This is a genomic window from Aminobacter sp. P4_H6_2 (assembly GCF_056400805.1).
Genome location: NZ_JBFUKO010000001.1, coordinates 35,961 through 50,658 on the forward strand (window position 1 = coordinate 35,961; position 14,698 = coordinate 50,658).

Here is a 14,698-nt window from a genome sequence, read left to right on the forward strand (position 1 = left end):
GACTGGACGGGGTGTTGTCACCCGTCTCGTTTATTCGCATGTTGGATATAGGGCATTTTATGGTGCATTGCAATATCTATGTTGCAGTGCACCATTTCCGTCCGGCGGGGTTAACCACGTGGCGAGAATAATGCCGCTAGGGTCCACCTGTTTGCTAGACCTTGGCGATGACGGCTTTTATTAACAAAGCATTAATTACGAGAATGCGTGCCTTGCGGGTTATGTGAATGCCGTCAGCAGCCTATTCCTTCATCGACGTCGCGGTGGTCGATCGTGTCAGGCAGCGTTTCGCTGCCGGCGACGCTATCGTCGTTCTGTCGGTCGATCTCGAGCAGGTGCTCTGGGCCAACGGTCCCGGTGCTGCCGTGCTCGGCTATGACGACATCGATGCGGTGATCGGCGCGCCCGCGCGTCTGGGTATGGCCGCCCGCCGGCAAATCGCCGCCACCTCCGGGTTCCCCGAGATCGGCCGCGACCGCTCGATCATGGTTCGCGTGGCATCCGGCATGACCAGCAGTGCTGTCGCCTTGGCGGCAAGCTCGGTTCGGCTGCCTGATGGCGCAACCGCAATCATGCTTGCGGTGCCCGCAGCTCAAGCCAGCTCGCGCGGCTCAAGGGACATTGCTGCAAACGCTATCAAGGGTTTCACCGAGCCGGGCCATTTTCTCGCCTTTGTCGATGGCGGCGGCGAGATTGAAGCTGCGACCGACGGCTTTGCCGAACTTGGCATTGCCACCTCCACGCTTGCCGGACTGGTGTCATCAGTGGCTCGCGAGCGTGACCGCATCATCAAGCGGGCGATCCCCGCCACAGGCGGCTACCTGCCGGCCGGGCTGGCGCGGTTGACCGACGACCCAGCGCGGCACCTGCTTGTCGTCGTCGACGAGCGCCTCGAGGCGATGGACGACGCCGGCCAGGAGGTGGACGCGCCTCTGGTGATGGCGCCCACCGCGCCCAGCGAGCGCCCGCGCGACGAAGCGCCTGCACCATCGCCAACAACAGTGCATCCTCAGGGGGATGCCGATCACGATCACGATCATTGGTATTTCAGTCCCGAGGAGCGTGAAAGCCAGGCTGGTGCCACTGTTCGGGCGATGGCTGCAAAGCAGGCTGAAACACCTGTTGTATCTGCGGTGACTAAGGTGCCAGCCGATGAGCCGGCTCCCCTCCCTGAACCAGTTGTCGAGCCGGTTGCGACCTTGAAGCCTGTCGAGGAGCTTGCCGCAGTAGTAGCGGCCGCCGAGGGTTTGCCGACCCAATCCCAGCCGGCACAGGCAAAACCGCTAACCGACCGCTCGGTCGCGCCGGTTCGCTTCGTCTGGCGCACCGACGCCGAAAGCCGCTTCAGCGCGATTTCGCCCGAATTCGCTGCAGTCGTGGGCGAACATGCCGCCGATGTCGTCGGACGCCGCTTCCAGGATGTGTCGAATACCTTCGAGCTCGACCCCTCAGGCGAAATCGCCGGCCTCCTGCAGCGCCGCGACACCTGGTCCGGCCGCTCGGTGCTGTGGCCGGTCGCTGGCTCCGACAAGCGCATTCCCGTCGATCTTGCCGCCTTGCCCGTCTATGGCCGCGACCGCACGTTCGAAGGGTTTCGCGGCTTCGGCGTTGCGCGCCCCGGAGAAGCCGTCCTCGATCATGAGCGTATCGGCCTGGCGCTGGTGCCCAACGGCAAACATGCCGAAGAAGCAGGGCCGCAAGTCGCAGACATCGCCGAGCGGCCTTCCGCTGGTGAGCCCGCCGTAGTCGAATCGCCCATCACGCAAGCCAGCCTGCCTGATGTGGTAGAGCCCGAGGCCAAGCAACCAGAACCCAGGCAGCCGGAAGCCGAAAGACCGCACCCGCCTGTCGAGGAGGTTCCTGAGGGGGCCGAGGCTCCCGCAGATCCTTTTGCCGGTGAAGTGCCAGCACTTGAGGTCGGACCCACGCATGACCGCCGCTATTCCGACAAGGTGATCCGGCTTGCCGAACATCGGCCGGCAACGGTGGAAGAGCCTGCCAATGGCAAGGGGCTTTCCAGCGTCGAGCGCAGCGCGTTCCGCGAAATCGGCGAAAAGTTGAAGCGAGCAAACGAGATCGTGGCCGCAAGGCAGCAGCCGGCGTCCGCAGCGGTCAGCGACGCCCACGCGGCGGAGAAGTCGGACACCGAGAAGAATGGCGAAGCAGCATCGGCCGAGATCGCGGCCTATTCGGAAGCCGCCGCTGCTGAAATCGCCGAGCATGCATCTGTGGCTGCTGAGCCTGAAGCACGTCTGCCGACGCCTGAAACCGCCGAGCCCGCAACGCCTGCGACTGAGCCGGCACCTGTCGAGCAATTGGGGACCGAGAGCGCAGAGATCGTTACGCTGTCGTCCGTCCGTCCATCTGATACTTTTGAACAGGCCGATGTCGACCGCGACGAGCCCGAAAAGCCGCCTCTGCGCACCGAAGACGTCATTCCTTCCTTCGCTGCGGGGCGCGACACCCCTGTCGACGCGCCGATTCTCGAACAACTACCGGTGCCTGTGCTGATCCATGCCGGCGATGTGCTCCACTACGCCAACGCCGAGTTCCTCGACCTGACCGGATACGTCTCTGTAGATGAACTGGCGCAGGCCGGTGGCCTCGACGCGCTGTTTGCCGAAAGCTACGGCGACGAACCGGGCTCGGACCATGACCTCAGGTTGAAAACCCGCGACGGCGAGGAGTTTCCGATCGAGGCGGTGCTTCGGTCCGTGCCGTGGCAGGATGGCAAGGCGTTGATGCTGGTCGTGCGCCGCATCAGCGGCGATGACGATATCGACGATGCTTCCGAGCAGGTCGTCGAACTCGAAGAGCGCCTCGCCGAGATGCGCACCATCATCGACACAGCGACCGACGGTGTTGTGCTGATTGACCGCGATGGCGCCATTCGTTCGATCAGCCGACCTGCGGAAGCTCTGTTTGGCTTCGACAGCGATGAAGTCACCGGCAAGCCGTTCTATTCGCTTTTCGCCATCGAGAGCCAACGCGCCGCGCGCGACTATCTCGTTGGCCTTTCCGACCACGGCGTTGCAAGCGTGCTCAACGATGGTCGCGAGGTCATCGGCCGCGAGTCGCAAGGGCGTTTCATCCCGTTGTTCATGACCATCGGGCGTCTGCCCAACGAGAGCGGCTTTTGCGCCGTGGTTCGCGACATCACCCAGTGGAAGCGTGCCGAGGAAGAGCTGACCCAGGCGCGCGCCTTGGCCGAGCGCTCGTCCTCGCAGAAGTCCGATTTCCTCGCCCGTATCAGCCACGAGATCCGCACGCCGCTCAATGCCATCATCGGTTTTTCCGAACTGATGGTCGATGAGAAATTCGGGCCCGTCGCCAACGATCGTTACCGCGACTATCTCCGCGACATCAACCGCTCGGGCAATCACGTGCTATCGCTGGTCAATGACCTGCTCGATATCTCGAAGATCGAGGCTGGGCAGCAGGAGATGGACTATGAGGCGGTATCGCTCAACGACACGTTGGCCGAGACCGTCGCCATGATGCAGCCCCAAGCCAATCGCGAGCGTGTCATCATTCGTTCGAGCTTCGCTTCGCGCCTGCCGGAGATCGTTGCCGACCGGCGCAGCATCCGCCAGATCGCACTCAATATCCTATCTAATGCTGTGCGTTACACCCAGGCCGGCGGCCAGGTCATCGTTTCCACTGCCTATGAGACATCAGGCGACATCGTCATGCGGGTACGCGACACCGGCATCGGCATGAGCCAGGCCGAGATCGAACAGGCGCTGAAACCGTTCAAGCAGATCAATTCGCTGAAGCGCACGCGCGGCGACGGCACCGGGCTCGGCCTGCCGCTGACCAAGGCGATGGTCGAGGCCAATCGCGCCCGCTTTGCCATTGCATCGACGCCGGGCGAGGGCACTCTGGTCGAGGTGACATTCCCCTCGACGCGGGTGCTCGCCGAATAACGCGAGGCCGCAGGGTGCGACATTTTGTGCACATTGGCATGGCCCGACTCAGCGATTGTTAGAATTTGTTGAACAAGCCATTGAATCCGGTGCGAAACAATCCAGTTTAGAATAATTCTAAACTATTGAAAAGATTGGCCTTTAAACTTGACTGGAAGTCTCACAATGACCATAGGGGAGACAGCCTCGAAACCGAGGCTTTGACTTGTTCCTCGAGGGACTTTGACCCCTTTGGCCAGGAGAGAAAAATGAAGATCAACAACGCCCGGTCGGCGATTGCCGGCTACGCTTTTGCGGTTGCGGCGCTCTTCACTACGTCGGCGCTCGCCGATGGTGTCGTCAACATTTACACCTATCGCCAGCCTGACCTGATCAAGCCTGTTCTCGATGCCTTCACGGCCGAAACCGGCATCAAGACCGAAGTACTGTTCCTCGACAAGGGTCTTGAGGAACGCGTCCTGGCCGAAGGTCAGAACTCGCCCGCCGACGTCATCATGACTGTTGATATCGCTCGTCTCACGTCGGCCAAGGAAAAGGGCGTCACCCAGCCGCTGGTCGATGAAGAGATCAACAAGCTGCTGCCGGCCGAATATCGCGATCCCGAAGGCAACTGGTTCGGTGTGACCAAGCGCGCCCGCGTCATTTATGCCTCGAAGGACCGCGTCAAGGACACGGCCATCACCTATGCCGACCTCGCCGATCCCAAGTGGAAGGGCAAGATCTGCATGCGCTCGGGCCAGCATGACTACAATCTTGCGCTCTTCTCGGCGGCGATCGCCCATTGGGGTCCGGAGAAGACCGAAGAGTGGATGAAGGGTCTCAAGGYCAATCTGGCCAAGAAGCCCGACGGCGGCGACCGTCCGCAGGCTGGCGCCATTGCCGCCGGCGAGTGCGACATTGCCATCGGCAACACCTACTATGTTGGCCTGATGCGCAACAACGAAAAGGACCCCAAGGAAAAGGAATGGGGCAACGCCATCAACGTGCTCTTCCCGACTTGGGAAAACGGCCTGACCCACGTCAACATCTCGGGCGCAGCACTGGCCAAGTACGCGCCGCACAAAGACGACGCCGTCAAGCTGATCCGTTTCCTGGCCAGCCACAAGGCGCAGCAGGTCTACGCCGAAAAGAACTACGAATATCCGGTCGAGCCGGGCCTCGAGCCGTCCGAGACAGTCAAGGCTTTCGGCACGCTCAACGCCGACACGCTGCCGCTGATCGACATCGCCAAGGGTCGCAAGGCGGCGTCCGAAATGGTCGACCGCGTCGGTCTCGACGACGGCCCGAGCAGCTGACCGGCCGGGTCATGAACTGAGGAAGGGCCGGGCCGGGCAATCGGCCCGGCTTTTCCGCGTTACTGGGGAATTGCCGTGCCGACAACGGACGGAGCAGGCGGTGGAGTTTCTGGCGCGGCATTTGCCGCGAACACCCCAGCCTTGCCGGTCAAGCGCTTGCGCCATCCTCTGATAGGCACTTTGGCGCTTGCTATCGGCATCATTGTCATCCTGCCGGTCATTTCGCTGGTCGTCGTCGCGCTTTCAGGCACAGGCGAGGACTGGCCGCATCTGATCGCAAACGTCCTGCCGGGCGCGACGCGCACCACACTTGCGCTGCTGGCCATGGTGGCCGCACTGACTTCGGTCGCGGGCGTCGCCTGCGCCTGGGCGGTCGTTGCCTATGATTTCCCGTTCCGCCGCATCTTGTCATGGGCGCTGGTGCTGCCGCTTGCGGTGCCGCCCTATCTCGCGGCCTATGCCTTTGGCGAATTTTTCCATTATCAAGGGCCGGTGCAGAGCCTGGTTCGCGAAATCTTCGGCTTCCAGACAATCCGCGACTACTGGTTTCCCGATATCCGCTCGACCTGGGGTACGGCCTTCGTGCTCGCCTCGGTGCTTTACCCCTATGTCTACCTCACCACGCGCATCGTCTTCCTCATGCAGGGCCGCAACATAGCCGATGTCGCGCGCACGCTTGGCGCGCGCCCAGGCCGGGTGTTCTGGCGCGTGCTTTTGCCGGTCGCGCGCCCGGCCATCGTTGCCGGTGTTGCCCTGGTGTTGATGGAAACCATCAACGATATCGGGGCTGCCGAATATTTCGGTGTCCGCACGCTGACCGTTGCGGTCTACACCACCTGGCTCAACCGTGGCAGCCTGGAAGGCGGAGCGCAGATCGCGCTGCTGATGCTGGTGCTCGTGGTGCTGTTGCTCGTCGCCGAGCAATGGGCGCGAAGGCGCCAGCGCTTTCATGCCGGCCGCGGTACCCATCTCAAAGTCCATCCGCCGCGGGTGGCGTTGAAGGGCTGGACGCGCTTGGCCATGCCAATTGCCGTATCACTGCCGATCCTCAGCGGCTTCGGTGTGCCGATCACCGTCTTCGGCCAATATGCCTCGCGCCGGCTCGAACAATTCACCTCGCCCGATCTCGGTCATGCCTTTGTCAACAGCCTGATGACGGCCTCGCTGACGGCCGCCATCACCGTTGCCATCGCGCTGTTCCTGCTCAACGCCCAGCGCCTGTCCAAGACCCGCGCCATGGCCGCTACTGTGCGGCTGGCGTCGGTGGGCTATGCCTTGCCCGGCGGCATTCTCGGCCTCGGCCTGCTCTTCGTGCTCGCGCGCTTTGACAATTCGATCGACGCTTTCGCCCGCGCCTATCTCGGCTTCTCAACCGGGCTTCTGCTCACCGGCTCGGCCGCCGCCGTCATTCTTGCCTGCACCATCCGCTTCGTCGCACTTGCCGAAGGTGCTGTCCGCTCCGGCATGGAAAAGCTGCCCGGTAGCCTCGACGAGGCGGCGCGCAGCCTGGGCAAGACGCCGGCGCAAAGTGCCACAAGCGTGCTGCTGCCGCTGCTCAAGCCGGCTATCCTCACCGCTGCCGTGCTGGTCTTCGTCRATACCGTCAAGGAACTGTCGGCGACGATCCTGCTCAGGCCTTTCGGCTTCAGCACGCTTGCCACCCATGTCTACGAAAACGCCTCGCGCGGCGTGCCGGAAGAGGGGGCAGTCGCTGCGATCGTCATCATCGTCACGGCGATGGTACCGGTGGTGCTGCTTTCCGGTGCGCTGGTACGCGACGCCGAGGCCTCGCTCTAGACTCTCCCTGTCATGACAAAGAAAAAGGCGCCTGAACGGGCGCCTTTAAAGGAGATGCTGTTTCAACGGGGACTTGAGCGAACGAGCTATCCTCGAAGACGAGGAAAGGGATTTCTCCCTCAAGTTAGGCACGAATATCGGCGCCGAACATTAACAGCTCCTTACCCAAACAATGAAAAATTTACGAAAGTGTACCACTCCTGAAGTCTAGGTAAATTTACACTTCACCTTTCGTTAAGCATATGGGCGCCGCGCGTTCATTTTTGCAGCGCCGGAATGTCGCGATAAAGCTCCAGCGCTTCGGGATTGGCGAGCGCTTCCTTATTCTTGACCGCGCGGTGGTGGACGATGTCACGGACGGCCAGTTCGGTGATCTTGCCGGATTTGGTGCGCGGGATGTCTGCGACGGCGACGATGCGCGCCGGCACGTGGCGCGGGCTGGCGCCGATCTTGATCTTGGCACGGATGCGCTTCTCCAGCCCCTCGTCGAGAGTGACGTTGGGCGCGAGGCGGACAAACAGCACGACACGCACATCGTCGTCCCAATCCTGGCCGATACAGATGGCCTCGAGGATCTCCGGCATCTGCTCGACCTGGTTGTAGATCTCGGCGGTGCCGATGCGCACGCCGCCTGGATTGAGCGTCGCGTCGGAACGGCCATGGATGATCATGCCGCCATGAACAGTCCATTCGGCGAAGTCGCCATGGCACCAGATATTGTCGAAACGCTCGAAATAAGCGGCGTGGTATTTTATGCCGTCCGCGTCGTTCCAAAAGCCGATTGGCATTGCCGGAAACGCCTTGGTGCAGACCAGTTCGCCTTTTTCCTGGCGCACCGGCTTGCCGGCATCGTCCCAGACATCGACGGCAAGGCCGAGGCCCGCGCCCTGGATCTCGCCCGACCATACCGGTTCGGTCGGTACGCCGAGCACGAAGCACGAGACGATGTCGGTGCCGCCCGAGATCGAGGCGAGGTGGACGTCCTTCTTGATGCCGTCATAGACGAAGGCAAAACCCTCGGGCGACAAGGGCGAGCCGGTCGACGAGATGGTGCGCACGCTGGACAGATCRTGGCTGTCGATCGGCCTGAGCCCAGCCTTGCGCACGGAATCGATGAACTTCGCCGAGGTGCCGAAATGGGTCATGCCCTCGGCCTGGGCGAAGTCGAACAGCACATTGCCGTTTGGGTGGAAGGGCGAGCCGTCATAGAGCAACAACGTCGCTTCCGAGGCCAGGCCCGAGACCAGCCAGTTCCACATCATCCAGCCGCAGGTGGTGAAGTAGAAGAAGCGGTCGCCAGATTTCAGCCCGGCATGCAGGCGTTGTTCCTTGAGATGCTGGATGAGCGTGCCGCCGGCCGAATGCACGATGCATTTGGGGATGCCTGTCGTGCCTGACGAAAACAGGATGTAGAGCGGATGGGAAAAGGGCAGGGGCTCAAACGCCACCGGCTTTGCCACGAAAGGCGCCAGCGCATCGTCCAGCGCCTCGGCCCTGGCAATGCCTGACGCGACCTGCCTGGCATCGCCGAGATAGTCGACCACCAGCACCTTGGCGGCACTTGGCAGCCGCTTTGCAACGGCTGCGACCTTCTCGCTGACGTCGATGCGTTTTGTGGCATACCAGTAGCCGTCAGGCACAATGAACAGTTTCGGCTCGATCTGGCCAAAGCGGTCGAGCACGCCTTGTTCGCCAAAATCGGGCGAGCACGACGACCACACGGCGCCGATCGACGCCGTTGCCAGCATCGCCGCGACGGTCTCGGGCATATTGGGCATCATCGCCGCGATCCGGTCGCCCTGTTTGACGCCGAGCGAGACGAACAACTGCTGCAGCCGCGACACCAGTGCGGAAAGCTCGTCCCAGCTGAGACGCCGCTCGACCTTGTCTTCGCCGCGGAAGATGATCGCCTCGTGGCTGCCCGAACCGCGCAGCAGGTTCTCGGCGAAATTGAGCTTGGCATCGGGAAAGAACGCAGCGCCGGGCATCTTGTCGCCATTGTCCAGAACGCGACCGCCCTTGTGGCCGATCACGCCGCAGAAGTCCCACACCAGGTCCCAGAAAACCTCGCGATCGGCGATCGACCATGCGTGCATCTCGGTGTAGCTGGTCAACGCCTGCCCGGCGCGCTTGCTGGCCTCAGCCATGAACGCCGTCAGCGGCGCCTCCGCAATTTGCTCGGCAGACGGCACCCAAAGCGGCATCTCAACAGTCATCGGCATCTCTCCCAGAACCGCGCAAGGTTATGCATGTCGCACTGCAGCAGATCAAGGAAATGTCGAAATGCGCCATTGCGCTGTGCGCAAACGTCATCACGAGACCACAAAGACTTGAAATGCCGCGTGTCTCGGTTACACCCGGTTCCCATAACGGCGCAGCACGGGCAGCATAAGGGCAACATGCCATCACCACTGTTCAAGCGCAGCATCTGGGCGATCGTCGGCATTGCCGTCTTGATCGCCGTCACTGTTGCGGCATTGCCGTTCATCGCCTCCACCCAGATCGTCAAGGACCGCATCGCGTTCGAGATGAGTGCGTGGAGCGGATTTCGCGTCTCGATCGATGGCGCCCCCGACATCGAAATCTGGCCGGTCTTCCGTGCCACCCTCACCGACGTGACCTTGACGGACTGGGAGGACGCGGGAGGCCTGCCGGTCATCGAGGCAGAGCGTGTCGAGATCGAACTGTCCGCGCTCTCCGCCTTGAGCGGCAATGTCGATTTCTCCGATGCGCATTTCATCAGGCCGACGCTTCGCCTCAAGCGCCTGGCAAATGGAACTCTTGAGATTCCCCAATCGCGCGGCGGGCGTCTCAGCCGGGCAATCGAAAGCGCCCGGGCCACTGTCGCTGCGAACCCGGCCGAACCGGATCTGAGCGCCTTGTCATCCGACCAGTTCGGCACGATCGAATTTATCGACGGCCGTGTCGTGGCTGTCTCGGCCGAAGGCGAGGCCGACCTTTTGAGCGACCTCACCGGCAAGGCAAGCCTGCCGGCGCTCAACAAGGCTGGAAAGCTGACGGCCAGCGGGATCTGGCGCGGCGAACAGGTGGCGATCGAGCTGTCCTCGCCTCGCCCGCTCGTGCTTTTCGCCGGCGGCACCGCACCCGTCATTGCTTCGGTGAAATCAGCGCCGGTGGAGGCGTCCTTCGACGGCACGATAAGCATGGCTGCCGACATGCATGTCGAAGGTCAAGCCAAGCTGTCGGCGCCCTCGCTCAGGCGGATGCTCGAATGGTCGCAGCCCGGCGTCTTGCCCGGCAGCCCAATTGGCTCGATCTCGCTTGCCTCCAAAGTCACCGGAGATCTGTCGCGTCTCAAGATTGAGAACGCCCAGGTCACGCTCGACGGCAATCCAGGCATGGGCATCCTGGACGTGTCGCTGGCCGGCCCGGTGCCGTCGATTTCAGGCACGCTTGCCTTCGACACGCTCGACCTGATGGCCTTTGCCTCGTCCTTCGCGCCGATGGCGCCTACGAACAATCCAGGCACGTCCCAGATCGACACGAGCTTCGCCGACCGCATCAATCTCGATCTCCGGCTTTCGGCAACCAAGGCGACGGCCGGCTCCATCGCCCTTGCCGAGGTCGCGGCAACCGCTCAGGTCAAGGGCGGCCTGGCGGCATTCGACATTTCCGACGCTGAAGCCTTCGGTGGCAACGTCCAGGCCAGCATCCGCTTCGACCGCAAGGCCGGCGGCACGCAGGCCGAGATGCGGCTTCTGGCATCCGACATCGATGGCGGCGCCTTCGGTGCCGCCGCCGGCATGAGCCATATCGTGCCCATCGGCCGTGGCACCGTGTCTGTGATCCTCAATGGACCGGGTCTGAGCTGGAATGCACTGCTTGAAAATGCCAACGGTTCGGTGGCTGCCACTTTCGGCGTCGGCGCTATTGCCGGGATCGACCTTCAGGCGTTCCTGAAACGCACGTCGCAGGGTGGCTTCTTCTCGCTCGACGAAGTCAAGGGTGGCACAGTGCCCGTTGATGGCGTCGAGCTCAAGGCGACGATCGCCAACGGGGTTGCTAAGATCGACAAGGCCGAGGCACGGACTGCCACCAACCGCATCTGGCTGACCGGCATCGTGCCCTATGTCGGCCGCGGGCTGGCCCTGTCAGGGGCCATCGAGGCGAAGGACCCCGCGACCACGGCCACCCCTGAAACTCGGCCGACGGCCTTCTTTGTTGGGGGCTCGTGGAGCGCACCGTTTGTTTCGCCGCTTGTCCCACCTGTGCTTTCCAAGCCAGTGGGCGACTAAAACAGGCTGCCCTGGTTGCCGGGTTCCTTCGCCTTGGCAACGGGCTTGGCCAACGGCTTGGGCTTGGCGTCGCCACTGGTTGCGATGGCATTCGCTGTTCCATCGGCAAACTCGATCGACAATGAAGTGCCCGTGGCGATGTCGGCGGCACGCTTGAGCACCGCACCATCGGCATCGCGCACCAGGGCAAAACCGCGCGCCAGAACCGCCTTGTGCGACAGCGTCGCCATCAGCCGGTCAGCCTGGGATAGTCCGGTCCTCGCCCGTTCGAGCCTGCGCCCGATCGCAAGCGTTCCGCGCCGTTCCAGTGCGGCGAGCTGTTGGCCATAGACCTCTTGCCGCCGAACCAGCGGCTCCGGCGAAAGCCGGCCTTGGGTTCGGTCGAAACGGATGCGCTTTTCGCGCACCATGGCCCGTAGCGCTGCGTCGGCGCGCAACATGTCGCGGTCGAGATGTCGCCGCGTCTCCCCAATCCGCCGCGCCAAGGTGGCAGGGGACAAGCGCACTGCGGAAAGCCGCGCGCGCTTGCGCTCGGTGGCAACCATCAGCGCCCGGCCAAGCCGGCTTGTTGCCTCGTCGAAGCGCCGGCGCGGCAGCGCCAGAAGCTGGTCGGGCGTCGGCAGGGCGCGGGCAGCTGCCCGCACGGCCTGGCTGCGCCGGTCGATCATGCGTGAGACAGCGCCGCGCAGCCGTGCGCCAAGATTGGCGAGTGTCGCCTCAAGTTCGGCTTTGACGGGCACCGCAAGCTCAGCCGCCCCGGTGGGCGTCGGCGCCCGCCTGTCGGCGGCAAGGTCGATGAGCGTCCAGTCTGTCTCGTGGCCAACGGCTGAAATAACCGGGATGTGCGAAGCGGCAACTGCTCGGACCAGCGCCTCGTCGTTGAAGCCCCAGAGGTCTTCAAGGCTGCCGCCGCCACGCGCCACGATCAAAAGGTCCGGCTGCGGGATCGCGCCGTCATCGGCGAGTGCGTTGAAGCCGTTGACAGCGGCTGCCACTTCCGTGCCCGAGGTCTCGCCCTGCACGCGTACCGGCCAGACCAGAACATGCAGCGGAAAGCGATCCTTGATGCGATGGATGATATCGCGGATGACGGCACCGGTCGGCGAGGTCACCACGCCGATCACCAGCGGCATGAACGGCAAGAGCTGCTTGCGGCTGTCGTCGAACAGACCTTCGGCTGCAAGCTTGCGCTTGCGCTCCTCCAGCAGTGCCATCAGCGCGCCGGCGCCCGCAGGCTCCAGGCTTTCGATGACGATCTGGTACTTCGATGAACCGGGATAGGTCGTCAGCTTGCCGGTGGCGATCACCTCCATCCCTTCTTCGGGACGGAACTTCAGCCGGCTCATCGTTCCTTTCCACACCACGGCTTCGATGCGGGCGCGGTCGTCCTTCAGCGAGAAATAGGCATGGCCCGACGAATGCGGCCCGCGATAACCTGATATTTCGCCGCGCACCCGCACATTGCCGAAAGCGTCCTCGACGGTGCGCTTCAGCGCGCCGGAGATCTCGCTGACGGTGTATTCGGCAGCGTTGGTGCGTGATTCGGTGGCAAGTTCGTTCATGGCGCGATTGAGGGCCGGGTAGCCCCCCTCGTCAAGCTTTGCCGCTCAGTTGTCGCCTACCATCCCGGCATGATGTGGTTCGGCCTGAGCCGGCGCCCACGTGTGGCCGCAAGGGCGGCGAAATCGAACGTGCCGGTTTCTTCGGTCGTCGGCACCGAGATGTTGTCGAGGCTTTCCGAGATGTGGCGGGCGAGCGCATCGACGATGTCAGGCCGGCTGGTATGGCCACGCATGATGCCGATCCGGCAGTCGGGCAGGGGCCTGAACCCGTCCGCTTCGCCAAGCACGCGCATGCCCGGCCGCAATGCGCATTCGGCCAGAACCGAAACGGCGAGCCCTGAAAGAACCGCTGCGGCAATGACCGTCGCCGACCAGCTGGTGAACAGCACGCGGTACTGGCGCCCCGACGCATCGAGCATTTCGGTTGCCGTCCGCCGCCACTGGCAGTTCGGCCTGCCGAACGCCATGGGCAGGATTTTTTCCTCATGCACCAGGTGGCTCGACGACGACACCCAAAGCAGAGGTTCATTGCGCACGATCTCGGCTGGCCTAGTGTCCTCGCATTGCGTAACCAGCGCGATGTCGAGATTACCGCGGCGGATCTGGTCGGCAAGATTGACCGTGGGTTCGCACAGAACCGACAGCTCGACGCGCGGGTTGGAGCGCGAAAATCGCGCCATGATTTCGGGCAGGAAGCGGTCGGCATAATCGTCCGGCACGCCGATGCGGATCGTGCCTTCCAGCGCCCGATCGTCGAAAGCGGCGAGCGTTTCGCGGTTGAGGTGCAAAAGCCGCCTGGCATAAGTCAACAGCCGCTCGCCATCCTCGGTCAGCTTGTTCATGCGCCCGTCCTTCTCGAACAGCGCCTTGCCGATGCGGTCCTCGAGACGGCGCATCTGCATCGACACCGCCGACTGCGTGCGATGCACCTCGTCGGCGGCCCGCGTGAAGCTGCCGGTATCGACGATGGAGATGAAGGTGTGAAGCTGGTCAAGATCGAGCGGAGCGGCCATCGTCGTTTCCATCATGAACATTGATAGTAAAGATTAGAAACATTCGTTGGATTAATCAATACGGCGAGAGCACTCTCTCATCGCCGTTTGTCCCTAAGGGAGATCGCTATGACCACGCTCGACCATTCCACTGAGACGACGCATTCCGCGGCTCGGCCGGTGAATGCGATGCGTATCGTCGACTACACCGCCGATCTCTTGCGTGCCTGGAAAAACCGACGCGCCTTTTATCGCCTTGGCGAGATGACGGACGCTGAACTGGCTGATGTCGGGCTCACCCGTGGCGATCTGTATGTCGCTGTCGACCTGCCTTTTGCCAGTGACCCAACCGTCAGGTTGCGCTCGATCAGGCAATCGCGCAGCGAAAACGTCGAGGCCATGGCTCGCCGCATCGCTTGAGTTTCGCAGGCTCCCCACTCCCAGCCGGTCCCCTCCGGCCTTGCCTGCAAGTTGCCCGGTCCTCCCAAGGACCGGGCTTTTTCTTAGGGCAGTAGGGCAGTAGGGCAGTAGGGCAGTAGGGCAGTAGGGCAGTAGGGCAGTAGGGTTAGACGTCACTGCCCTATTCCCCTATTGCCGTACTCCCTTACCGCTGCCTGTCCATGCCCTTGCTGAACTGGTCGAAGATCGATTCGACGCCCTTTTGATAGTCGTCGCGCTGCTGGCGGCCGGTCTCGAACATCTTGCCGAACAGGTCGTCATAAGGATTTTTTGGCGCGGCCTGCTGTTGCTGTGGCTGCGGCTGCGGTGCTGGCGCGGCGGTCTGGCTGCCGGCGCCAAGCATCTCTTCGAAGATCTTGCCCAGCGGGTTGTCGCCATAGGGGCTCTGCTGTGGTGCCTGCTGACGTTGGG

General features: G+C 62.8%; 8 protein-coding genes and 1 pseudogene. 5 read left to right on the forward strand and 4 right to left on the reverse strand.

Annotated elements, in window-relative coordinates; genetic code table 11:
- Positions 1–227: 227 nt before the first annotated feature.
- The 3 genes from AC1DUU_RS00175 to AC1DUU_RS00185 all read left to right on the forward strand — a co-directional run bounded on the left by AC1DUU_RS00175 (position 228) and on the right by AC1DUU_RS00185 (position 7,018).
- Entirely contained in the window at positions 228–3,926 is a 3,699-nt protein-coding gene (locus AC1DUU_RS00175; RefSeq protein ID WP_476781381.1) for a PAS domain S-box protein, read from the forward strand.
- A gap of 248 nt (positions 3,927–4,174) precedes the next feature.
- Positions 4,175–5,221, forward strand: a complete 1,047-nt coding sequence (locus tag AC1DUU_RS00180; RefSeq protein ID WP_476781382.1) for a Fe(3+) ABC transporter substrate-binding protein — start codon at positions 4,175–4,177, stop codon at positions 5,219–5,221.
- Positions 5,222–5,296: 75 nt separating this feature from the next.
- The gene (locus AC1DUU_RS00185) at positions 5,297–7,018 is read left to right on the forward strand and encodes an ABC transporter permease (protein ID WP_476781383.1); all 1,722 of its coding nucleotides are present in this window, start codon (positions 5,297–5,299) and stop codon (positions 7,016–7,018) included.
- A 257-nt stretch (positions 7,019–7,275) separates the two neighbouring features.
- Here AC1DUU_RS00185 and AC1DUU_RS00190 read toward each other — a convergent pair whose 3' ends face one another.
- On the reverse strand, positions 7,276–9,234 hold the full coding sequence (locus AC1DUU_RS00190; protein WP_476781384.1) for an acetoacetate--CoA ligase: 1,959 nt from the start codon (positions 9,232–9,234) through the stop codon (positions 7,276–7,278).
- A 183-nt stretch (positions 9,235–9,417) separates the two neighbouring features.
- On the opposite strand from AC1DUU_RS00190, the gene AC1DUU_RS00195 reads away from it, so the two are divergent.
- Positions 9,418–11,274, forward strand: a complete 1,857-nt coding sequence (locus AC1DUU_RS00195; protein WP_476781385.1) for an AsmA family protein — start codon at positions 9,418–9,420, stop codon at positions 11,272–11,274.
- Here AC1DUU_RS00195 and xseA read toward each other — a convergent pair.
- A complete protein-coding gene (gene xseA / locus AC1DUU_RS00200; RefSeq protein ID WP_476781386.1) occupies positions 11,271–12,836 on the reverse strand; it encodes an exodeoxyribonuclease VII large subunit in 1,566 nt (521 codons plus the stop codon). The genes AC1DUU_RS00195 and xseA overlap by 4 nt on opposite strands.
- 56 nt (positions 12,837–12,892) lie before the next feature.
- Positions 12,893–13,849 carry a LysR substrate-binding domain-containing protein gene (locus AC1DUU_RS00205; protein ID WP_476781387.1) on the reverse strand — a complete coding sequence of 319 codons (957 nt, stop codon included), beginning with the start codon at positions 13,847–13,849 and terminating at the stop codon, positions 12,893–12,895.
- Between the two features lie 108 nt (positions 13,850–13,957).
- Here AC1DUU_RS00205 and AC1DUU_RS00210 point away from each other — a divergent pair, with 108 nt between their 5' ends.
- Positions 13,958–14,248, forward strand: a complete 291-nt coding sequence (locus AC1DUU_RS00210) for a YjiS-like domain-containing protein (RefSeq protein WP_476781388.1) — start codon at positions 13,958–13,960, stop codon at positions 14,246–14,248.
- Between the two features lie 184 nt (positions 14,249–14,432).
- Here the strand turns inward: AC1DUU_RS00210 and AC1DUU_RS00215 are convergent.
- Positions 14,433–14,698, reverse strand: a pseudogene (locus tag AC1DUU_RS00215) (DUF937 domain-containing protein); the annotation flags it as partial.